This window comes from Haloarcula sp. Atlit-120R (assembly GCF_003665885.1).
Lineage (GTDB): Archaea > Halobacteriota > Halobacteria > Halobacteriales > Haloarculaceae > Haloarcula > Haloarcula taiwanensis.
The window spans coordinates 621,152-644,045 of record NZ_QPLN01000002.1; the positions used below are offsets into that span (position 1 = coordinate 621,152).

A 22,894-nucleotide genomic window follows, 5' to 3' on the forward strand; every position below is an offset into this window, starting at 1 on the left:
ACCCCGACCTTAATAATCGTTTTCGGAAAGCTGGTGTGTGATAGTTGTCAAAACGTTTGCCGGAACATCCCACGCATCTAAACTGTTTTCACGCGTGCCCGGGGACAGGCAACCATGTTCGAGAAACGTACCTGGATTCGCCTGCCCCGAAACGTCGTGGTTGGGCATGGTGTCCTCGGCCGGACAATCGAGGCCGTGAGCGAGCTTCACCTGACCGGTCGGCCGCTCGTCGTCTCCAGTCCGACGCCACACGAGGTCGCTGGCAAGCGGGTCGTCGAACAGTTCGAGGACGCGGGGTACCACCCCTCGGAAATCGTTATTGAGGAGGCCAGTTTCGACGCCGTCCAGCGGGTCATCGACCACGCCGCCGAGATAGACGCGGGCTTCCTGCTGGGCGTCGGCGGCGGGAAAGCCATCGACATCACGAAGATGGCGGCCGACGACCTGGGCCTGGGCTTCGTCTCGGTGCCGACGGCCGCGAGCCACGACGGCATCGTCTCCGGGCGCGGCTCGGTCCCCGAGGGCGATACGCGCCACAGCGTCGCTGCCGAGCCACCGCTGGCCGTCATCGCCGACACCGAGGTGCTGGCGGAGGCCCCCTGGCGGCTGACCACCGCCGGCTGTGCCGATATCATCTCGAACTACACCGCCGTCCGGGACTGGCAGCTCGCCCACCGGCTCAAGAACGTCCCCTACTCCGAGTACGCCGGCGCGCTCTCACAGATGACCGCCGAGATGCTCGTCGAGAGCGCCGATTCGATAAAAAAGGGCCTGGAGGAGTCGTCCTGGATTGTCGTGAAGGCGCTCGTCTCCTCCGGCGTTGCCATGTCCATCGCCGGCTCCTCGCGCCCGGCCAGCGGCGCAGAGCACCTGTTTTCCCACCAGCTGGACCGGCTCGTCCCCGACGGTGCGCTCCACGGCCACCAGGTCGGCGTCGGCTCCATCATGACCGAGTACCTCCACAGCGGCCAGAAGGGGAAGTGGAAAGACGCCAGGGACGCCCTGGCCGCCATCGGCGCGCCGACGACCGCGGACGAACTCGGCATCGACGACGAGACGGTCATCGAGGCGCTGACGACGGCCCACCAGATACGCGACCGCTACACGGTGCTCGGCGACGGGATGAGCGAAGAAGCGGCGATAGAAGCGGCGACGGTCACCGGCGTTATCTAAACCAGTTCTGCGACCGCGACGTCGCTGGCGTCGTCCCATCGAATCGACGCTTCTGTCTCGTCGACCGCCTCGGTACCATCGCCGTCGTTGAGCGCAGCACCGTTGATTTCGGCGTCGAACACGATACTGAGTCGGTACACCGTCTCGGCGTTCGAGTCCGACTCGTTTCGCACGCCGCAGATGGTCGCCCGAACCGCGTCCCGAACCGTACACTCGACGCCGGCGGTTTCGGTGACGACCCGCCTGACCGCTGCCGCCGGCCGCTCGGCCCCCTGTGTCTGGCCCTTGGGGACTTCCCAGGATCCGTCAGTGTCCCTCAGCAACACGTCACCCGACTCGTTGTGGACGAACGCGTGGACGTCCACCTGCCCCTCTCGTGAGCGCTCGACAGCACGCTGGTACGCTTCCCCACCCACCGAAAAGGTGGTCTGGTCCACCGGTGTCGAGCCGAACTCCTGTTCGAGGCGGGCGAGGCGCTCTTGGACCCGCGCTCGCGAGCGCTCGGCTATCTCCATACGAAACGCTGCTTCGGCAGCATCATAAAGCCGCCTGAACGTTTTCGTCGCTTGAAACGCCCTTTTAAAAACGCCGTGCCGTCGCCGTCGCCGGGTTTCTGTCGTAACGCTCAGACGTGGTCGTCGAGGAATTCGACGACGGCGGTGTACGCTTCGATTCGGTTCTGGCGTTTGCTGATGCCGTGGCCTTCGTCGTCGAAGACGAGTTTCTCCACGGGAACGCCCCGCTCGGCGGCCTGCTCGGCGATCTGTTCGGCCTCGCTGACCGGGACGCGCGGGTCGTTTGCCCCATGGAGGACGAACAGGGGCGCGTCGATGCGGTCGACGTTGTTGATCGGCGAGATGGATTCGAGGAACTCCCGATCCGTCTCGAGAGACCCGTATTCGGCCTCACGGAGTTCCCGCCGCCAGTCGCCGGTGTTCTCCAGAAACGTCACGAAGTTGGCGATGCCGACCACGTCGACGCCGGCCGCCCAGAGGTCCGGGTACTCGGTCAGCGCCGCAAGCACCATGAACCCGCCGTAGGATCCGCCCATCGCCACAATTTTGTCGGGGTCGACGGCCGGCTGGTCGTGGAGCCAGTCGACGCCGGCCCGCAGGTCTTTCACCGAGTCCATCCGTTTTTCCACGTCGTCGAGGTGCGTGTAGGCCTTCCCGTAGCCGGTCGACCCCCGGACGTTGGGCTCGAAGACGGCGTAGCCCCGCGAGAGGAAGTACTGGGTCAGGCCCGAGAACGACGGGCGGCGCTGGCTCTCCGGGCCGCCGTGGATGTCGACAATGACCGGGGTGTCTCCGCCAGCCCCGGTCCCGCCGGCTGCACCGTCCGGCAGCGAGAACAGCGCCGGAATCTCTCGCCCGTCGAAGGATTCGAACCGGACGACGTCTGGCTCGATGAACGTCTCACGCGGGATGCCGGCCGTCGAGGCGGCCGTCCACTGCTCGCTCTCGCCGGTCTCGGCCTCCACGACGAACACGTTAGTGTTGACCGTCCGCCCGGTGACGCTGACGGCGAACCGTTCGGCATCGGGTCCCCAGGAGACGCCGCCGGCCAGCCCGCCCGGCAGGTCCGGCGTCGGGAACGTCTCGACCGTGGTCGGCCCCGTCAGTTCGCCGACGGTGAGTTGGTTGAAGCCGTCGACGTTGCGTGAGTACACGAGGCGACCGCTGTCTTTGTCCAGTGCGACGCCGTCGATGTTCCACTGGTCGTCCGAGCGCACGATGTCGAGGTCACCCTCAAGCGAGAGGCGGGCGAGTTCGAGCGTGTCGCTCTCGGCATCGGTGACGAGATACACCGCCTCGCCGTCTGGTCCCCACGACGCGCTCGTGTAGCGGATCGTCCCCTCGTGTGGCGTGAGGTGCGTGAGGCTCTCGCTGTCGATGTCTAGCACGTAGATGTCCTGGTCGAAACTGGAGTGGGCTTCGCTGACTAACAGTCGCTCGCCGTCGGGCGAGAACCCGCCCACGGAGAGCCAGCCGTCGCCCTCCCAGACCAGCTCCGCGTCGCCGCCGGTCGCGTCGCGGTCCTGGACGTAGATGTCGAAGACGGACTCGTCGCGGCGGTTCGAGGCGAAGGCAAACTGCTCGCCGTCCGGCGACCAGCCGCCCCAGCGGTGTTTCGCGTCGGGCATCCCGGTGAGTTCGTGGACGCGCCCGTCGTCGTCCAGACGGTACAGCTGGGCCCGCTCGTTGCCGCCCTCGTCCATGCCGAAGACGAGTTCCTGGCGCTCGGGCGAGTAGTCGACGAAGCTCACGGTGTCGTCGTAGAACGTCAACTGTTCGGGCCAGCCGCGGGGCTCCGACAGCGACCAGAGCTGGGCGACGCCGGTCGTGTTCATCAGGAAGGCGAGCGTTCCGTCCGGCGCGAACGAACTGCCGTAGGCGCTCCGGACGTTCAGATAGCGAGAGAGGTCGTACGCGGTCACACCGGGAGGGAGGGTAGCGACCGGCAAAACCCTTTGTGGCGGCCGTGGTCTGATTCAGCTGAACGCGGCGGCTGTTATCCAGAGAGTCGCTTGAGTGGCTCCTCACCCTGCCAGCGGGCGTACGCGTACGAGGCGACGAGGAGGATGCCACCCAGTACGAGGAACGAGAGGGTCCGGGCGAGCGTATCGAGCCCCTGCGTGTCGTAGAGGAACACCTTGGTCGTCACCAGGCCGAGGACGACGACGCCCCGGAGCCGACGACTGCGGTCGTCCAGCGCGAGGCCAACCCCGACGAACGCGAGCCCCAGGACGGCCCACGCAACCGACAGCCCCGCCCCCGAAAGCTCCAGTCCCAGAAGCACCACCGCGAGCCCGGTCGCCGTCCAGGCGTACGGCGCAGCCACCGAGAGTTCGCGGTCAGTGCTTGGCACCGTCGCCGATACGCCGCCGAACCACCGACCGAGCGCGTAGAAGACCGCGATTCCCAGCAGGTATGCGGCTGGTCGCCCCATCGCGGTCGCCAGCGGGTCCGCGAGCGAGAACGGCGGTAATTCGGTCGCGTCCACGGCGAGCAGTTTGGCGACGGTCCCGACGGCGACGAGGTGCCCGCCGAGCCGAACCGCTCTCGCGTCGCGGCGGGACCCGACTGTCAGCGCTCCACAGAGCAGGCCGAGAAGCCCGGCGGTCGCGAGGAACGGGTCGGCCGCGAGGACGACGCTGACGGCGAGTAGCACGACGGCCAGCACCCCAGCCACGCTGTCTTGCTGTCCGAGGCGTGACTCCGTGACGGCGTAGACGCCGCCGAGGGCGAGTCCGACTGCGCCGACAGCCACCCCGTCTGGCGCTGTCGGAATGAGTCGACGAACGACGTCTTCCAGCAGGATTACGACGAACACGGCGTTGAGCCCGGTCGTCGCCTCCACCAGTCGGCGGTGCCATCGGTCCGTTCGGTCGCTCGCACGGAGCACGTACACACCAGCGGCGTAGACGGCGAACGTCGCGACGAGAACAGCGGTGGCGACTGCCTCTGGCGGCTCCAGCCGCTCCAGCCACGCGAGGTGGAGCACGTAGGCCGGGAGGACGCTGCCGAGGACGAGCCGGCTCCACGGCCGGACGACGGCGATGGTCACCAGCCCGGCCGTGAGAAGCACGACGTAGGCCGGCGAGACGACGAAGGATGCGGCGTCGAGTCCGACGTAGGCCGTGACGTATCCCAGCAGGAACGCCTCACCGGCGACAGCCGGTGCGTGGTCCCGCACCGAGACAACCGCTGTGGCGGCCACGAGAGCTGTCAGAACCAGCAGAACCACCCACAGCGGCGCTCCGATGGCGGCTCGATACGACTCGAAACCGTAGGCCGCGTAGACGCTGAAATACGCGATGGCGAGGCCGGTCCCCGCGACGAGCCGACCCCATCGGCCGTAGCCCTGCCGCTCGGCGGCGTATCGACCGCCTGCGAGCAGTATGAGCCCGCCTGCTGTGCCGGTGAGCACACGCCCGAGCGGGCCGAGGTAGCCCGCTTCGATGGCCAGACGAATGAAGAAGACAACGCCGACCACCAGCGCGAGCCCGCCGACCCCGCCGAGCCACTTCATCCCGATGTCGCGCTCCCAGTTCCGCTCGTCGACAGGCGCGTCGCTGACGGCTGTCTCGCCGGTCTCTGGCGCTGTCCCCGAATTTTCTGTGGGCTCCGATCCGGGAGCCGCTGTGTCCGCTTCAGTGGTTGCAGTTTCGTCCCCGACAGACGGAGGCGGGTCGGTGTCCAGTTTCGATTCCAGGGCGGTGATGCGTGTCTGGAGGGCATCGACCTCGGCGCGGAGGTCCCGTACTTCCGCTTCGAGGTCGTCATCATCGCTCATACACTGACACGTTGCAGAGTCGCTGTAATAAACATCCAGTCGAACGACAGTTCCGACGGCTAATCCGCCATCTGTCGTCGTCAACCGCGAACGGGTGGATTTTTGAGCGGCCACGTTGTCGCTCCTGTATGCGTGTCGCGGTCGTCGCCATGGAGACGAGTCAGTACCGGGACACAGTGGGCCGGACCCGGCTAGAGCGGGTGGCTACCGAACTCGCCGCTGCCGGCCACGACGTGACAGTGTTCTGTTCGCAGTGGTGGTCGGGATTCGATAATCAGCGCGAGCGCGACGGCGTCACCTACCGTGCCGTCACCGTCTCGCCGACCACCCCCTCCTTCTGTGTCCGCCTGCCGGTCATGCTCGCCCGGTTCCGTCCAGATGTCGTCCACGTCCACCCGACGCCGTCGTCGGTCGCACTCGCGGCCAAGGCCGGTGCAACGCTGTCTCGCGCGCCGCTTCTCACGGAGTGGTATGGGGACGAGGACGTGCCCGAGAGCCGCCGGGCCGACCTCGCGCTCCGCGCGTCGGATTGCCTCGTCACACCGTCCGAACTCGTCCGCACGCGAGTCCGCGAGCGGGGAGCGACGGCGGACCAGACCACGATTCTCCCACAGAGCATCGACATGGACCTCGTTAGAGAGACCGATGCCGGCGAGGAGATCGACGTGGTGTACGCCCACCGACTGGACGGCAGCGCGAACGTCGAGTCGCTGCTGCTCGGGCTGGCGGAACTCAGACAGAAGGGCTGGTCGGCGACGATCATCGGCGACGGCCCCGAGCGAGCGTACTACGAACAGGAGGCCGCCGACCTCCGCATCGACGACCGCGTGACCTTCGTCGGTGCGTGCGACGTAGAGGAGCGCGTCTCGATTTACAAGGGCGCGCACGTGTTCGTCCAGACGGCGTTTCGCGAGTGTTTCGCTACCGACCTCCTCTGGGCGATGGCCTGTGGCTGTATCGGCATCGTGGAGTACCAGGCTGAGTCATCAGCCCACGAACTCATCGAGCAGCGCAACCGTGCGTTCCGAGTGACGAACCCGCAGGAAATCGCCGACAAAATCGCTGAATCAGCCGGATTCGAGCGCCGGACGGTCGACGAATCCTGTGCCGAGTTCGACCACGCGCAGGTCCGAGCAGAGTATGAGGACCTCTACGAGAAGCAAATCGAAGATACCGGTCTTTTCTAATCGGAACGTCGCTCAGACGCGCTGGCGACGTGGACAAATTGCCGCCAGTCAGTACGGGATGACGCGGAACCCTTCGGGAAGCACCAGCCCGAACACGAGGAACAACACGGCCGCGATACCAGCCGCGATGAGGGCATAGGGTGCTTGACTTCTGACGTGAACCATGTGGTCGCTTCCGCTCGTCGACGACGCCAGCACGGTCGTGTCGCTGATGGGTGAGGTATGGTCGCCGAAGATGCCGCCGCTGAACACCGCGCCGAGGACGAGCGGGAGGTTCGCACCCGTCGAGAACGCCAGCGGGATGGCGATGGGGAACATGATCCCGTAGGTCGACCACGACGACCCGTCTGAGAAGCTGACAAACGAGGTTACGAGGAAGACACCGACCGGAATGACAAACGCAGGCACGCCGCCGAAGACGTTCGTCACGAACGACGAGATGCCCAGTATCGTCACCGCGTTCTGGATGGAACTGGCGAACATCAGGATGACAGCCGCGAGGAGGATGCCTTTGAAGCCGACCATCATCGCATCGGTCGCGTCGTCGTTGGACGGGATGTCGCCCTTCCAGCGATACAGCAGGAAGGCGACGATGAGCGCGGAGAACGAGGCCAGACCGAGCTGGACGCCGCCGATGTTGAACGCCCACGGCCCGCTCGGCGGCGTGATTAGCTGCCAACTGCCGAGCTGGAGCAGTGTGGTCCCCATCCCTTCCTTCCCCTTGACGTAGATGACGGGGCTGGCTCGCCAGAACATCGCGCCGAGGCCGACGACAATCATCGTGAGGATCGGCCAGGCGAAGTTCCGCCAGTCCGGTGTGGCGGTTTCGGACACCTCGTATTCGTCCATCTCTGCGGAAATCATCGGGTCTGCGTCGTCTCCGACGACCTTCCCTTCGCTTCTCGCCCGGGTCTCTTCGGTCCCCATCCCGTAGATGTTTGGCACGACCTGCCACGCGACAAGGCCAGCGAGGCCGAGCGCAATCCACGAGTAGAAGCCGGTAAACAGCGTGTTGAAAAACAGCGGCCAGACAGCCCCGGTCGCCGCAGTGACCTGCTCGCCGCCGGTGTTGACGAAGTTGGTCATGCCCGACGGGAGCGTCCCCTGCTGCTGTGCCTCGACGAGACCGCCACCGATGAAGCCGACCATCGCCGCGCCCCACGTCGAGTAGAACGCGAGCCGTGACGCTGGCGACCCCGCTGAGTCGACGTAGTAGGCCAGTTTAGCCCGCGAAACGTCGAACTTGTCGGTCAGCGGCCGCATCATCGAGCCGACCACGAGGCAGTTGAAGTAGTCGTCGATATGGATGGCGATACCGGCCAGGAAAGCGGCCTTCTCGGCGTCTGCGGCGGAGTCGGCCCGCGCCACCAGCGACTCCAGCACGCCCTGTATCGCCCCAGCTCGAATCATCAGTCCGATCAGCCCGCCGATGGCGAAGATGGCGAGGAGGACGTTCTTCACGTACCATTCCCCGAACAGCGGGGCCGTGGCGATGATTTCCGGCACGAGCTTCAGCCCGAAGATCGCTCCGAGTACGATGCCACCGACGCCGACTGTCCAGGGACTCCCGTCCTCGGCCTGTGGCTGGACGGTGGCCACCTCACCGCCAGCGGTGATCAGGTCCGACGGGACCCCGACAGCCTGGGGGTGTAATGCGCCGACCAGCACGCCTGTGATGACGATGCCCACGAACAGCCCGATAAGGGCGTCACGGGTGTACCAGGCGAGACCGATGGCGACGAGCGCAGGGACGATAGACCACGGTCCAGCCGCGATTCCCTCAACCATGCCGGCACGTCTAGGTGGCGCTATATTAAGGTATGTATTCGCAGCCGCGTCAGGGATTGTCCAGACGAAACCCGTTTGAGCGTCGGTCCCCTCCACTCGGTAGTGACAGTCGAGGAGCCAGCTGACCGAGACGACGACTCGGATGCCACCACGGAACTCGAACTCGACGCCGTCTACGACGCCATCGATGCTGTCGGCCGCCCACATCTGACGGCGACGGAGCTCTCCCGCAAAACGGATCTGACGCCCGACGAGGCGCGGGCGGCACTGGAGGGGATCGCCGACGACGGCGACATCGAGCGCCAGGACGTGTCCGAAGTCGAGTCTGTATGGTATCCGACGGACATCGCAGAAGTGACCGACCGCGAGCGCGTCGTCCTGTTTCCCGACCGCCGTGAAGTGGTGGTCGAACACCCCGACCAGTTCACGCGTGCGCAACTCTCGCAGTTCGCCCGACTGCAGGACACCAACCGCTCGGGCGGCTACGTGTACGAACTCCGCGAGGAGGACATCTGGGCTGCACCCCACGAGTCTCTGGAGGACCTGCTCGCGACGATGCGAGACGTGCTGGGCGAACGCTCGCCACACCTCGAAGAGTGGGTGACGAGCCAGTGGGAGCGCGCCCGGAAGTTCCGCCTGAAGACCCACGAGGACGGCTACGTCGTGCTCGAAGCCGAAAGCGACGATCTGATGGGCAACGTCGCCCGGCCGAAACTCGACGACGACCACCTCCGAGCCCCCATCTCCGACTCGGAGTCGTGGGTCAACGAGGACGCGACCGCCGAAATCAAGCGCACACTGTACGAGGCGGGCTATCCGGTTCGGGACGACCGCGACCTCGAAACGGGCGACGCTATCGAGATGGATCTGCGCCTGCGCCTGCGGGACTACCAGCAGGACTGGGTGGAGCGGTTCACCGAGCAGGGCTCGGGCGTGTTCGTCGGCCCGCCGGGGTCGGGCAAGACCGTCGCCGCGATGGGTGCGATGGCCGCTATTGGCGGCGAGACGCTGATTCTCGTCCCCTCGCGCGAACTCGCGACCCAGTGGCGCGACGAACTGGTCCGGCACACCTCGCTCACTGACGACGACATCGGCGAGTACCACGGCGGCGAGAAGTCCATCTGCCCGGTCACCATCGCCACCTACCGCACCGCCGGCATGGACCGCCACCGGAAACTGTTCGACCAGCGCAAGTGGGGGCTCATCGTCTACGACGAGGTCCACCACGTCCCCTCGCCCATCCACCGGCGGAGCGCGGACCTCCAGACCAAACACCGCCTGGGCCTGACCGCGACGCCGACCCGCGAGAGCGACGACGAGGAGGAGATATTCACGCTCGTCGGCCCGCCAATCGGGACCGACTGGGGCAAACTGTTCGACGAGGGGTACGTCTCCGAGCCGGAGGTCGAAATCCGCCTCGTGCCGTGGGGCAACGAGACCGAACAGTCAGAGTACAGTTCCACGTCGGGCCACGACCGCCGGCAGGCCGCCGCCAGCAACACCGGGAAGGTAGACGAGATTCGCTACGCGCTGGCCGAGAACCACGCCGCGAAGGCGCTGGTGTTCATCGAGTATCTCGATCAGGGTGAGGCCATCAGCGAGGCCATCGACGCACCATTTATCAGCGGTGAGACGCCACACGCCCGCCGAGAGAAGCTGTTCGACGAGTTCCGCCGGGGCGAACTCGACACGCTGGTCGTCTCCCGCGTCGGCGACGAGGGTATTGACCTGCCGGACGCCGAACTCGCCATCGTCGCCTCCGGGCTTGGCGGGTCCCGCCGCCAGGGCGCACAGCGGGCCGGTCGAACGATGCGCCCCGCCGGCGACGCCCGGATGGTCATTCTCGCGACGCGAGGGACGACTGAAGAGGACTTCGTCCGCCGGCAGATGCGCCACCTCGCTTCAAAGGGCATCCGCGTGACAGAGACGGAGGCCGAGGCCGTCGAGCCGCCGGCCGAGACGGAGTGAGCAGAGATGGGATTACGCTCGCGCCCGGAAAAACGCGAACACCCCACCGAGTTCGTCGTCGACGGTTTCGACACCGGTGACGGAGAAGCCGGCCTCAGTCAGTAGCTCGCGATTGCGACTGCGCCCGTAGAAGCTCCAGGCCATCTCGGTATCGGTCCCCAGCCAGTTCTCGTTGGTGCCCGCCCACTGTTCGTCGCCCAGCGCGGCCAGGAGTCGACCACCCGGCTCGAGCACGCGTTCGAACTCGGCGAAGACGGCAGCGTGTTCCGCTCGCGGAACGTGGATGACCGCGTGCAGTGAGACGACCGCATCGAACGTGTCTGCTGGGAACGGCAGCGCTGCCAGGTCCCCCTGACAGAGCCGCGGTCCGGGGACCCGCTCGCGCGCCGTTCGTAGCTGCTCGCGAGAGATGTCCAGTCCGGTGACAGTGTGCTCGGCTGCGAGACTGTCCATCGCGGGCGTTCCGGCGCCACAGCCGGCATCGAGAACCCGGCTTTCGGCAGGCAGGCGATCCGCGAGGCTTGCGACCAGATCGCGCTCGCGACCCTCACCGTCACGCTCGGTCGCGTAGGTCGCGGCGATATCGTCGTAGCCCTCGCGGACGATGTCGCGTCGATTCATACGCGGTGCTCTCGACAGTCCGGAATAGCTCTTTGGGTGGTGTGGGAGCGGGTACAACCCGGGCACCACAACACTACGTGGCTCAGCGGGAATCGAAGTTGCGCCGTTCGGTGTCGAGTCGACGAGCGGTCTCGGCCACGTCCTGTATCTTCTCTGTCTGCCGTTCGTTCGTCGCTGCAAGGTCGTCGAGCTGTGCCGACATATCGTCGATACCGCTCGACAGCTCGTCGATCATGCTGGCGACTTCTTCTGTCGACGCCGCCTGGTCGTCGGTCGCCGCAGAGACCTCCTGAATGCCCTGTGACGCCTCGTTGACCGCCGAAACAATCTCTTCGAGCCGTTCAGCTGCCGTCTCGACCTGATCGATGCCCTCCGTCACCTGTTCGGTCACGGTTTCGAGGCTCTCGACGGCGTCGACGGTCTCGTCCTGAATCTCCGTGACGGTGTCTTCGATCCGGTTCGCGTGTTCCTGTGAATCCCCGGCGAGCGTCTTGATTTCGTCGGCGACGACGGCGAACCCATCGCCCGCCTCGCCGGCGCGTGCGGCTTCGATGGAGGCGTTCAGCGCGAGCATGTTCGTCTGGTCCGCGATGTCGTTTATCACTTCGACGATGTCATCGATTTCGTCGGCCTGCTCCTGTAAGCCCGCGATATCTTCCGAAACCGTATCGACGGCGTCGTCGACGTCGTTCATCATGGCCGCAGCCTGCTGTGCGGATTCGTTCCCACGTGCAGCCTTCTGTTCAGCTGACGTGCTGGTACTCGCGACTTCCTCGGCGGTCGACGCAATCTCCTCGATGGTCGCGCTCATATCCGCGACCTCGCCCGCCACCTCGTCCATCGACTCGGATTGGGTCTCGGCTGTCGCAGTGATCTGCTTGTTCGTCTGAGCGACCGCCTCAGCGGAGGTGCTCAGTTCGTCGATGGGTTCCTGGAGCCCGCTCTCGACCTCCTCCATCAGCGCCTGCTGGTCATCGATTGCCGATTCGAGCCGCTGGCTGTACGAGTCGATGTAGGTGTCCATCGCGACCTGCTGGTCGAGATTGAGGAGTTTGAACACGGAGAGCGCCCGCGACTGCATTTCTTCGAGCGCTTCGTCCCGGGCAGCGTCGCCCGATTGCAGGTCCTCGACAATTGTCCGCAAGAAGTGCTCGAAATAGATGCTGTAGGCCCCGAGATAGATTTTCGGCCCGAGGTCGAGCATATCGTGAATCTTCCCGATACGGGCCCGGTTCTCGAAGTACTGTTTGTCGTAGCTCCCGGCGACGAGGTCCCGGAGGTACTGCGTCTGCGTGTTCTTGAGTTGGTCGACTGACTTGGTGGACCGCCCGAAGATCTCGACGGTTTCATCGTACGACTGGAGATGATCGTAGAAATCGTCGACGACAGATTCGGCCCGGGCGTTCGTCTCGTCCGCCATCGCGGTGAGATTGTCGACATCCGACTCGTCAAACCCAGTGAACTCCTTTCGCCAGCGTATCTCCCCGGCGTCCAGTCCGATACGGTCTGTCAGTGTCCCGCCATCGACGCCAGCCCTATCAGATTTAGTGATCCGTTTTCGAGAGCTTGTACTTTCGCTCTGAAATGCCATGGCGAGGAGTCAACAGACATAAGGGTTATATGTTCGCCCCTAATTCTCATCGTTGAGAAACATAAATAATTGGAGGGAATATCCGGGTATGGCGGTATAGTCTGGCGGTTGTCCGACTGTCTGTTTGGCTGGCCGACTCAGTCCTCGAACTTCTGTGGATCACGGGCCGCCTCGGCGACGCGAACGGCAGCAACGTTCTCCGGGACGTCGTGGACACGAACGATATCGGCCCCTCGTTCGGCCGCCAGCGTCGTCCCGGCGATGGTCGCCTCCAGACAGTCGCCCGCTTCCTGTCCGGCCAGCCTGAACAGCGACTTGTGAGAGTGTCCGACCAGAATAGGGCAGCCAAGCGCCTCGAACTCTGGCAGTCGGTCGAGTAGTTCGAAGCTCTCTGTGGCCGACTTTCCGAAGCCGATGCCCGGGTCGACGATAATCTGGTCGCGGTCGAGTCCGGCCTTTTCGGCGAGCAAGACACGCTCGGTCAACTGGTCAATACAGTCCTCGACCACATCGTCGTAGTGGATGTCGCTATCCGGGTCGACCGGCGTCTCGATGGAGTGCATCACGACCACCGGCACGTCGTACTCGGCGGCGACGAGTCGCATCTCGGGGTCTTCCAGCCCGGACACGTCGTTCAGGATGTCTGCCCCGGCGTCGAGTGCCGCCCGCGCGACGGGGGCCTTCCGCGTGTCGACGGAGATGGCGACGTCCAGCTCCGAAAGCGCCTCGATAACCGGGACGACGCGGTCAATTTCCTCCTCGACCGGGACCGGTTCGGCACCGGGTCGGGTCGACTCCCCGCCGATGTCGAGAATGTCCGCGCCGGCCTCGACCATTTGCTCGGCGCGGGCGACAGCGTCCTCGACGGCGTTGTACTCGCCGCCGTCGTGGAAGGAGTCCGGCGTGATATTGCAGATGCCCATGACTGCCGTGCTGTCGTCCCAGGGATACACTGTCGACGTATCCGGCTCGGGCTGCTGGATAGACAGCGCGGCCCGTAGCTCGTCGGCGAACGACGCGAGCCCGTCGGACTGGCCGTCCAACTTCTCCGCGAGGCGTCTGTACTGCGCCATCGTCGCCATCATGACCACATCGATGGCTTCCTCGTCCTGACCGCTCAGGCCGGAAATCGCACATTCGCCGCCCAGCGACAGCAGTTCCTCCTTGAGATACTGGGCCTGTCGCGGCTGGACGCGGGTGCGCAGGACGCGGTGGACGCCCTTGCCTCGCATCCGCTGGGTCCCGGCCGCGGTAACGTGGGCGCTCTCCATGGTCTCGCGGGCCTCGGCCAGCGAGTCGACCTGTTTGGGGACCAGCGAGCGCGACCAGTTGGTCCGGGCCTCCCGCACAGCGTACAGCGACCCAACCACGAGGACCGCATCGCCTGCTTCCGCGGCGTCGAGTGCGATATCCAGCGCCCCCGCAACGTCGCTGCGCGTCTCGACCGTCGCGTCGGTCGCGTTCTCCACTGCGGCCGCGACAACGCGGTGAGACTCCGCCCGGTCGACGTTGGGCTGGCAGGCGACGACGTGGTCCGGGTCCGGTAACGCCGCGGCGATGCGCTCGTGGTCCTTGTCGACCATCGCGCCGATGACGACGTGGAGGTCGTCGTAGTCGAACGAGGACAGCGTCTCCGCGGTGCGCTCGATGCTCCCGGGGTTGTGTGCCCCATCGAGGACGACCAGCGGCGACTCATTCATCACCTCGAACCGACCGGGCCAGTGGGCGTTTCGCAGGCCCCGTTCGAGGTCCGTCTGTGAGATGTCCGCGACTTGCTGGCACAGCGTGGCTGCGATTCCGGCGTTCTGCGCCTGGTGTGCGCCCAGCAGCGGGAGGTAGGTATCGACGCTCCAGTCGGAACCGTCGACCGAGACCGACCCTTCCAGTCCCTCGCGACCGTTATACGTCGCCGTCACGCCGTCGTCGCCCTCTCCGACAGTCACAACATCGCCGGCAACCTCGCGGACGGCCGCGAGCGCGTCGCCGGTCGTTCCGGTCACCAGTGGAGCGTCTTCGGGGGCGACGTGGGCCTTGTCGTGGGCGATTTCCGCGACAGTATCGCCGAGAATGTCTGTGTGTTCGAGCGTTACGGACGTGACAGCGCTGGCGACTGGGTCGACCACGCTTGTAGCGTCGTACCGACCGCCGATACCGACTTCCAGCACCGCGACGTCTACGTCCTGACGGTCGAACTCCCACAGCGCCATCGCGGTCATCGTCTCGAAGAAGGTAGGCGAGTCGTTGGCCGCGCCCTGTTCGGTCACGTACGTCCGGATCGCTTCAACGAACTCGACGAGGGCGGCCTCGGAGAGTTTCCGGCCGTTGATACGAATCCGCTCGCGCACGTCGTCGAGATGCGGCGAGGTGTACAGCCCGACATCGAGGCCGGCTTCCCGCAACGTTCGTTCGACCATCCGCGCGGTGGACCCCTTCCCGTTGGACCCCGCAATCTGGACGCAGCGAAGTCCCTCCTGTGGGTCACCGAGCGACGAGAGCAGGTCCTGCGTGGCATCAGTACCGGGTCGTGGGGCGAACCGGCGCAACTCGAAGAGGAAGTTCGCGGCCTCGTGGAACTCCATGGTCGGGCTATCAGAGCCGTTCGCTTTAGCCTGTCGGACTGTTGCGTGTCTCCGGCGCGAAGACGCCCCGAACGCCCGCTTCCCAGACTAGCGCCACGGCCTCGCAGCGACAATTACGCCTGTTCGCTCCGGTCGCGCGTGGCCCACCGACCGAGCGCGCTCGACAGAATCAGGAACGCGGCACCCAGCAGCGGTGCCGGGTCGATCTTCGCACCTGGTCGGTCTGCCGTGTCCGTCTCCTCTGGCTCCCCCTCCGCTGGTGTCTGGGTCTCCGGGCCGGTGACGCCAGCCGGCTCGGTCTCTTCCTCGCTGTACTGCTGCCGGTACCCGGACTCCGTCTGTGGCTCCTCTCCGGCCAGCGCAGTTTCCTGTGTCTCCGGAGTCGGCGTGTCCTCGGCTTCTGCGACCGCTGCTGGCGGCTCGAACTCCGTGTCGACCGGCGATGGCGTGTCGACGGTCGGCTCAGCCGGTGGTGGCGTCTCGCTTGCACGTTCCGCGGCCCATCCCGACGTGTCCTCATCGGTGCTCTCGACAGCAGTTTCATCGGCATTTCGGCGGCGGTACCACCAGAGCCCGGCCGTCGCTGCGCCGAGCGCGATAAGCGACACCCCAGTGCCGAGCAGCCCCCACTGTCGCCATAGCGACCCGAGACGGTCCGTGAGACTGGGACCGGAATCCTCGGCTCCATCCGGCCCTTCCAGTCCAGATACGGGGACAGCAGTGGCGTCGTCGACAACAGCGACGCCGGGGACGGCGTCAAGCACCGAGGCGACGGCGTCCCGCTCCACCTCGACCTCGAGAAACGTAGGTGTGTCCATATTCGACCAGTCGTCGGGCGAGCATGTAAAACCCGCTCAGTATTACTCCCGGGCCGGTTCGTACTCGGCATCGGTCGCCGTGGTCCGCGATAGGTCGGTTTCGATACCGGCGGCGTCTTGCGGTTCCCTCCCCGGGTCCTCGTCTTCGTCGAGAAGCGTCCGCAGTTCCCGCTCGTATTCGGCCTCAGAGAGTTCCCCCTCGACGTACCGGCGCGTCAACACCTCGTGTCGCTCCTCGACGGTCGGCTCCGGCGGCGCGAACACGTCCGAGAGACTGAACGACGCGAGCGGTGGGACGACGGCTTCGAGACGGGCGAGTCCATCAGCGACGCGCTGGCTCTTCGGCACCGACGCCCGCCGGGCCAGCGCACGGACCAGCGCGACTGAAAAAACGATGTCGACACCCACAAGTAACAGTGTGCCAAGCAAGAATCCGGCGACGGTCTGGACAACCGCGCCGCCGCCGAGAAGCGCTCCGACTGTCGCGACGACACCGACGATTCCCACCCCGACAGCCCCCAGTGTCGTCAGAACGACAGCGGCAAACAGAAGCAGCAGGCGGTTATCTCTCACCCAGTTCACACATACGATAGCCGGAGGGCGTTGAAATGGTTTGTGTCAGCGCTCGTTCTCTCGCGATTCCGGATCGCTTCGGGGGATCTCCTCAGTTGCCGGCACGTACGAGCGGCCAGAGGCGGACCATCCGCCCCATATCCACTCCCGGATGGTGAGCTGGCGCTTGGACCCTTCATCCCGCGCCGTTTCGAGTCGTCGCTCGGTCGTGTGGAAGTAGTTGACGACGGTCACGAGGACGACACCACCGACGGAGTTACCGATGAGTACCGGCAGGACGAACTGCCAGAGACCGACGGACAGTGCCAGTTCGCCGATGAACACCAGGTAGAACATCTCCGTCGCAGAGACGACAACGTGGTAGAGGTTTCCAAACGGGATCGCAAGGAACGAGATGTAGATCAACATGAGCCGCGAGATGCTGTCCCGTAGCGAGTAGTCGACCCAGACGACGCCAGCGACGATGAGGCCGGCAAACACCGCCTTCGAGAACAGTGTTATCTGGGATGTCTCGATGGCCTTCTCCGCGAAGCCGGCGGCGGCCGCCGCCGCGTCGGCGGAGAGAACGTTCGTCGTCGCCAGTGCGAGTGCGCCGAGCATGCCGCCGAAGACGTTTGAAAGCAACACGACACCCCAGATGCGAAGCAGCGACGGGAGGCTCGATAGCCGCTCGAGGACGAGCGCGACCGGCGGGAGCGTGTTCTCGGTGTACAGCTGGTAATCCCCGAGAATAATAAATATGAACCCGAGTGGGTACAGCAGCGCACTTAGTATCGGGTCGCCACCGGTCGTGCCGTACAGCGACGCGTACAGCAGGAACGTCACTGTGATAGCGAAGCCGCCGGCGAGTCCGCTGAAAAAGAGCTCCCGGGTTCCGGACGTCACCTCCTCGTCGGCCGCGACGATGATACGCTGGAAGATTTCGTCGGCGGAGAACCGGTCACGGATGACGCTGCCACCTGCCGGCGCACCGCTTCGAGAGACGTCCACGGCATCGCGGACAGCCTCCTCCCTGTCGTCGTTGTCTGCCATCAGTCGCCCGTTCAATAGCCGGTATGAAACCTCTTTCGTTGCCGACAGTCAGCCCGGCGACACATCATAAAAAGTCCGCCCTCAGCCGTGAGCCGCCGATAGCCTTGCAGTACTTGTCACTGAGGTTCAGACACTCGTTTCTCTTGGTCAGTCGTGTCTGAACGACCGCTGACCGGTGAACACCATCGCCATGTCGCGTTCGTCCGCGGCCTCGATGACGCTCTCGTCGTTCTTCGAGCCGCCGGGCTGGATAACCGCCTCGATACCGGCGTCGGCGGCCTCTTCGATACCGTCAGGGAAGGGGAAGAAGGCGTCGGAGGCCATCACCGCTCCGTCCGCGTCTTTCCCTTCGGCGTGTTCGTCGGCTTTCATCGCGGCGAGTCGGACGGCGTCGACACGGGAGACCTGCCCCATGCCGATGCCGACCGTCTCCGTCCCGTCGGCGAAGAGGATGCCGTTCGATTTGACGTGTTTGAGCGTGTGCCAGGCGAACAGCATCGACTCGATCTGCTCGTCGGTCGGATCGCGCTCGGTGACGACTTCGAGGTCGTCAGCCGAGAGGTGCTGGGTGTCACGCTCCTGGACCAGTCGACCCCCGACGAGGGGCTTCTCAGTCAGCGTGTCCGTAACCTCGAAGTTGTCGTTCACGTCAAGAACCCGGAGATTCTCCTTCTCGAAGAGGACGTCTAGCGCGGCGTCGGTGTAGCCGGGCGCGACGACGACTTCCTTGAAGGAGTCGATAATCTGCTCGGCGGTGGCGGCATCGCATTCGCGGTTCAGCGCGACAATACCTCCAAAAGCGCTCATTGGGTCCGTCGACAGCGCCTTCGCGTAGGCGTCGGCCACGGAGTCAGCCGTCGCACAGCCGGCCGGGTTGGTGTGCTTGATGACCGCCGCGGCGGGCTCCTCGAACTCCTTGATGAGATTCAAGGCACCGTCAGCGTCGTTGTAGTTGTTGTACGACAGCGCCTTCGCGCCCTCGTTGAGCTGGTCGGCGTGGACGACGCTGGCTTCTGAGACGGTCGTATCAGTGTACAGCGCGGCGTCCTGATGTGGGTTCTCCCCGTAGCGCAGGCTCGCGGCGAGATCGTCTGAGACGACGCGGCGGGCGGGGAAGTCGCCGCCGTCGTCGCCCTCGACTGAGACCGTGCCCTCGTCCCAGTCGATACTGACGCGGCCCTCCGCGAACCACTCGATGACCCGGGGGTAGGCGGTGAACTCACCCTCGTAGAGCACGCGCTCTTTGAGGCTGTCCTCGTCGTCACCTTCGAAGACGGGAATGGGTTCCTGCGTGACGATGGGGCCGCCGTCGACGCTCTCGTCGAGGACGTGGACGGTACAGCCCGTCACCTTCACACCGGCGTCAAGGACCTGTTCGTGTGCGTTCGCTCCGGTGAAGTTCGGCAGGAGACTCGGGTGGATGTTCAACGCGGTCGGTGTCTCGTCCAGGAACGTCTCGCTGAGGACGCGCATGTAGCCGTCCAGCGTGACGAGGTCGAAGTCGTACTCCGAGAGCGCGTCGAGAACGCGCTCTTCGTGGGACTGGCGCGACTCGTCACCGTCGCGCTCGACGACCTCGGTTGGGATGCCGCGCTCGGCTGCTGCTTCCAGTACTGGCGCGTCCGCGTCGTTCGTCAGAACGACAGCGAAGGACGCCCCACCCGGGGCGCGGTCCGCGATGTTCATGAGGTTCCGGCCGCGGTTGCTGGCCATACCGGCGAGTTTCATGTGCGACCGACGGACCGGCCGGTGCAAAGTTGTTGCGAAACCCCCTTCGGAATATTGTGGTATGCGACCGAGCCACGCTATTTATGTCCATGGTGTCGGTGTCTATCGGTCCGGTGCGCATTTGTAGCCCGCCGCCAACTCGCCCGTATGGCGAAGCTTCGGTGTCAGCGCGCTGGCGCGGTCGCTGCCGTTGGCGGTATCGTCTGGATCGGCTGGGCCGCGGCGCTGTCCGCGACCGGCCAGACAGCCACGAGCCTGCCGATTATCGCTGGAACCATCGTCTCCGCACTCGGCGTCGTGGCCGGCCATTATGCCATCGAGGATTTCTACGGCGCACGGATGAAACGACCCGGGACCGTCGGCGCGTGGGCCGGCGGCCTCGGCGGTCTCGTCTTCGCGGCCGGGCAGCTGGTCCGTCTCCTCTCCGGCGGCGGCGAGGCAATCATCGGAATCGGCGTGCTCGTGCTGGTCAGCGGGTCACTGCTGGTCGCCGTCGGTCTCGTCAGGACGCGGATTCAGCCGCCGTGGCTTGGCGTGGCGCTGGGCCTCGGGACTATCGCGTTCCTCGGATTCGAGGTCCAGCCTGCGACGGCAACTGCATACGGCCTCGCGTGGGTCGCACTCGGACAGGACCTCTACCGCTTCGATCCGCCGGACGGCCGCTTTGGCGATGCCGATGGCGACTACGGCTGGCTGAGTTGAAGCTTACCCGCTAGTGGGACCAGGTCCTCACTCTCTCGAAGGTATTTCGGCGTGAGCGACCGTCGAAACTCCTGACACGTTGTATCGGAGCTGGCCGTTGTATGCGTAGAAGTAAACGGAAATTAGACTTATTTATAGAGCACTATATTCCTCAAAACTGGCGCTTCAGTAGCTCCGTCGCACGTTAGTTATGTAGTTTAAAAACCATAATGTTCATTAGTAAGATAACCAATGTTAATACTGTAATGCAGGCAGTACTACTAGAAGAGTTCCAGGAGCCGCTAACAGTACAGGACGTCGACCGCCCCGAGCCGGAGCCGGACGGCGCTGTCGCAGAGGTCATCGGCTGTGGTATCTGTCGGTCCGACTGGCACTGCTGGCAGGGGGACTGGGACTGGTTCGGCTACCGGCCTGACCCGCCACACGTCCTCGGTCACGAGCCGACAGGCCGAATCGTCTCTGTCGGCGAGAACGTCGAAAACATCGAGGAAGGACAGGAGGTCGCGATCCCGTTCAACTTCGCCTGCGGGAGCTGTGACCTCTGTCGGAACGGACGCGAAAACATCTGTGAGAACCACATCGGTCTCGGATTCATGAATCAGGCGCCCGGCGCGTTCGCGGAGGAGGTCCACATTCCCAACGCCGACCTCAACGCCGTTCCGCTTCCGGACGACATCGACGCCGAATCGGCCGCCGGGATGGGCTGTCGGTTCATGACCTCGTTCCACGCGATGGCCCACCGCGCACCGGTCAGTGCCGGCGACGACGTGGTTATCCACGGCTGCGGCGGCATCGGGCTCTCGGCGGTTCACATCGCGAACGCCCTCGGCGGCAACGTCATCGGGGTGGACCTGATGGACGAGAAACTGGAGCGCGCGGAAGACCTCGGCGCTGTCGCCACTGTCAACGCACAGGAGGTCGATGACCCCGCGAAAGAGGTCAGAGATATCACTGACGGCGGGGCCGACGTATCCGCAGATGCCCTCGGTATTGCAACGACGTGTCAGAACGCGGTGAACTCGCTCCGGAAAGGCGGTACGCACGTCCAGATCGGACTCACTACCAGCGAGGAGGAGGGGATGGTGCCGCTCCCGACCGACGAGTTCGTCGCCAAAGAAATCGACTTTAAAGGGTCGCTCGGCCTCCAGCCGTCGCGGTACAGCGAAATGCTCGATATGGTCGAATCGAGCAAACTCGACCCGACCGCGCTGGTCGAGGACACGGTGGATATCCATCAGGTGCCCGACGAGCTGGCCGCGATGAGCGACTACAATACGGTCGGTATCCCGGTCTGCAACGAGTTCAGCAACTGACGGCGCGACTGCCCCCTCACCCGAACCCCGACTCTCTCTTTTTCGCCGTCACGCGTCGCTGCCGCAGCGCGTCACGGTTGCAGGAGAACGACACGCTTTTTCGCGCCTCCCGCGCACACTCGGGTATGACCGACAGAGGGCCACTGGCCGCCGTCTCGCCGCTCGACGGCCGATACGCCCGCTACACCGAACCGCTCGTCCCGTACGCCAGCGAGCGGGCGCTGATGTCCGCCCGCGTGGAAGTCGAAGTCGAGTATCTCATCGCGCTCGCGGACCTCGACGCCACGCCGCTTTCCATCGACGACGACCAGCGCGCGACGCTCCGGGCGCTGTACGAGGAGTTCGACGACGAGGACGCCGCCGTCGTCAAGCAACTGGAGACGGAAGGGTACGGCGAGTACGCGGCGACCAACCACGACGTGAAGGCCATCGAGTACTTCATCCGGCTGGGCATGCCAGAGGGGCTGGACGCCGACAACTGGATTCACTTCGGGCTGACCAGCGAGGACGTGAACAACCTCGCCCAGCGGCTGCTCGTCAAGCCCGCCGCCGAGGACGTGCTCGTCCCGGAACTCCGCGAGATTCGGGACGCGCTCGTGGAGATGGCCCACACCTACGCCGACGTGCCGATGCTGGCCCGCACGCACGGCCAGCCCGCGACGCCGACGACGTTCGGCAAGGAGATGGCCGTCTACGCCTCCCGACTGGGGCGGGCTATCACCCGCGTCGAACGCGCTGCAGAGGGTCTTTCCGGGAAACTGGCTGGCGCGTCGGGGACCTACGCGGCCCACGTCGCCGCCTACCCCGACGTGGACTGGCCGGCGTTCGCCGAGGACTTCGTCGCCGACCTCGGCCTAGAACACGAGCCGCTGACGACGCAGGTCAACCCCTGTGACGACCTCGCGGTCCTGTTCGACGCCCTCCGTGGCGCGAACAACGTCCTGCTGGACCTCGACCTCGACGTGTGGCTGTACGTCTCGGACCGCTACCTCGGGCAGGAGGCCGTCGAGGGCGAAACGGGGTCCTCGACGATGCCCCACAAGGTCAATCCCATCGACTTCGAGAACAGCGAGGGGAATCTCTCGAAGGCGAACTCCGATCTCGTGTTCCTCGGGGACTACGTCACGAACTCCCGGCTCCAGCGGGACCTCTCGGACTCGACGGTCAAGCGCAACATCGGGGCCGCCTTCGCCCACTGTCTCATCGGCTACAGTAAGTGCCAGAACGGGCTGGCGAAGGTCGTCCCCAACGAGCAGGTGATGGCCGACGACCTCGCGGCCACGCCGGAAATCATCGGCGAGGCTGTCCAGACGATCCTCCGGCGCGAGGGGTACGCCGACGCCTACGAGCAGGTCAAAAAGGCAACACGGGGCCGGGAGGTTACCATCGAGGACTTCCACGACATGTTCGCGGACCTCGACGTGAGCGACGACGTGCGGGCGGAACTGGAAGCGCTGACGCCGACCGACTACACTGGCATCGCGGAGCAGCAGGCCGACGACAGCTGAGAATCGCTACTCTGCCG

17 protein-coding genes are annotated in these 22,894 nt (G+C 65.1%); 6 read left to right on the top strand and 11 right to left on the bottom strand.

The genetic code is table 11. From position 1 onward, the window contains the following. The first annotated feature begins 114 nt into the window (after window positions 1-114). Window positions 115-1,173 carry an NAD(P)-dependent glycerol-1-phosphate dehydrogenase gene (locus tag DVK01_RS10480; RefSeq protein ID WP_121536603.1) on the top strand — a complete coding sequence of 353 codons (1,059 nt, stop codon included), beginning with the start codon at window positions 115-117 and terminating at the stop codon, window positions 1,171-1,173. On the opposite strand, the gene DVK01_RS10485 is transcribed toward DVK01_RS10480, so the two are convergent. The 3 genes from DVK01_RS10485 to DVK01_RS10495 form a co-directional block, all read right to left on the bottom strand. Next, complete coding sequence (locus DVK01_RS10485; RefSeq protein WP_101349583.1) at window positions 1,170-1,688, bottom strand: NUDIX domain-containing protein; 519 nt, start codon at window positions 1,686-1,688, stop codon at window positions 1,170-1,172. The two genes, DVK01_RS10480 and DVK01_RS10485, sit on opposite strands and share 4 nt — an antisense overlap. 110 nt (window positions 1,689-1,798) lie before the next feature. Next, on the bottom strand, window positions 1,799-3,610 hold the full coding sequence (locus DVK01_RS10490; protein WP_121536605.1) for a S9 family peptidase: 1,812 nt from the start codon (window positions 3,608-3,610) through the stop codon (window positions 1,799-1,801). 74 nt (window positions 3,611-3,684) lie between these two features. After that, a complete protein-coding gene (locus DVK01_RS10495; protein WP_121536607.1) occupies window positions 3,685-5,469 on the bottom strand; it encodes a DUF2339 domain-containing protein in 1,785 nt (594 codons plus the stop codon). Window positions 5,470-5,597: 128 nt separating this feature from the next. On the opposite strand from DVK01_RS10495, the gene DVK01_RS10500 reads away from it, so the two are divergent. Continuing rightward, window positions 5,598-6,656, top strand: a complete 1,059-nt coding sequence (locus tag DVK01_RS10500; protein ID WP_121536609.1) for a glycosyltransferase — start codon at window positions 5,598-5,600, stop codon at window positions 6,654-6,656. A gap of 48 nt (window positions 6,657-6,704) precedes the next feature. On the opposite strand, the gene DVK01_RS10505 is transcribed toward DVK01_RS10500, so the two are convergent. After that, the gene (locus DVK01_RS10505; RefSeq protein WP_121510986.1) at window positions 6,705-8,444 is read right to left on the bottom strand and encodes a Na+/H+ antiporter NhaC family protein; all 1,740 of its coding nucleotides are present in this window, start codon (window positions 8,442-8,444) and stop codon (window positions 6,705-6,707) included. 102 nt (window positions 8,445-8,546) lie between these two features. On the opposite strand from DVK01_RS10505, the gene DVK01_RS10510 reads away from it, so the two are divergent. Further along, window positions 8,547-10,412 carry a DEAD/DEAH box helicase gene (locus tag DVK01_RS10510; protein ID WP_101349588.1) on the top strand — a complete coding sequence of 622 codons (1,866 nt, stop codon included), beginning with the start codon at window positions 8,547-8,549 and terminating at the stop codon, window positions 10,410-10,412. 12 nt (window positions 10,413-10,424) lie between these two features. Here the strand turns inward: DVK01_RS10510 and DVK01_RS10515 are convergent, their stop codons facing one another. The 7 genes from DVK01_RS10515 to purH all read right to left on the bottom strand — a co-directional run bounded on the left by DVK01_RS10515 (window position 10,425) and on the right by purH (window position 19,354). Further along, window positions 10,425-11,033, bottom strand: coding sequence for a class I SAM-dependent methyltransferase (locus DVK01_RS10515; RefSeq protein WP_101349589.1), 609 nt, complete (start codon window positions 11,031-11,033; stop codon window positions 10,425-10,427). 82 nt (window positions 11,034-11,115) lie between these two features. After that, complete coding sequence (locus DVK01_RS10520) at window positions 11,116-12,624, bottom strand: globin-coupled sensor protein (protein ID WP_121536611.1); 1,509 nt, start codon at window positions 12,622-12,624, stop codon at window positions 11,116-11,118. Between the two features lie 137 nt (window positions 12,625-12,761). Beyond that, window positions 12,762-15,203 carry a dihydropteroate synthase gene (folP, locus tag DVK01_RS10525; protein ID WP_121536613.1) on the bottom strand — a complete coding sequence of 814 codons (2,442 nt, stop codon included), beginning with the start codon at window positions 15,201-15,203 and terminating at the stop codon, window positions 12,762-12,764. Window positions 15,204-15,316: 113 nt separating this feature from the next. Beyond that, complete coding sequence (locus tag DVK01_RS10530; RefSeq protein WP_101349592.1) at window positions 15,317-16,021, bottom strand: hypothetical protein; 705 nt, start codon at window positions 16,019-16,021, stop codon at window positions 15,317-15,319. Window positions 16,022-16,063: 42 nt separating this feature from the next. Then, entirely contained in the window at window positions 16,064-16,603 is a 540-nt protein-coding gene (locus DVK01_RS10535; protein ID WP_121536615.1) for a hypothetical protein, read from the bottom strand. Between the two features lie 36 nt (window positions 16,604-16,639). Further along, window positions 16,640-17,626, bottom strand: coding sequence for a formate/nitrite transporter family protein (locus tag DVK01_RS10540; RefSeq protein ID WP_101349594.1), 987 nt, complete (start codon window positions 17,624-17,626; stop codon window positions 16,640-16,642). Window positions 17,627-17,773: 147 nt separating this feature from the next. Beyond that, window positions 17,774-19,354: a bifunctional phosphoribosylaminoimidazolecarboxamide formyltransferase/IMP cyclohydrolase gene (gene purH / locus DVK01_RS10545; protein ID WP_121536617.1), complete on the bottom strand. Its 1,581-nt coding sequence runs from the start codon at window positions 19,352-19,354 to the stop codon at window positions 17,774-17,776. A gap of 147 nt (window positions 19,355-19,501) precedes the next feature. Here purH and DVK01_RS10550 point away from each other — a divergent pair, with 147 nt between their 5' ends. The 3 genes from DVK01_RS10550 (at window position 19,502) to purB (ending at window position 22,877) form a co-directional block, all read left to right on the top strand. After that, window positions 19,502-20,056, top strand: coding sequence for a hypothetical protein (locus tag DVK01_RS10550; protein WP_121536619.1), 555 nt, complete (start codon window positions 19,502-19,504; stop codon window positions 20,054-20,056). 245 nt (window positions 20,057-20,301) lie between these two features. Beyond that, window positions 20,302-21,369, top strand: coding sequence for a zinc-dependent alcohol dehydrogenase family protein (locus tag DVK01_RS10555; RefSeq protein ID WP_121536621.1), 1,068 nt, complete (start codon window positions 20,302-20,304; stop codon window positions 21,367-21,369). A gap of 125 nt (window positions 21,370-21,494) precedes the next feature. Continuing rightward, a complete protein-coding gene (purB, locus tag DVK01_RS10560) occupies window positions 21,495-22,877 on the top strand; it encodes an adenylosuccinate lyase (protein ID WP_121536623.1) in 1,383 nt (460 codons plus the stop codon). Window positions 22,878-22,894 lie beyond the last annotated feature (17 nt).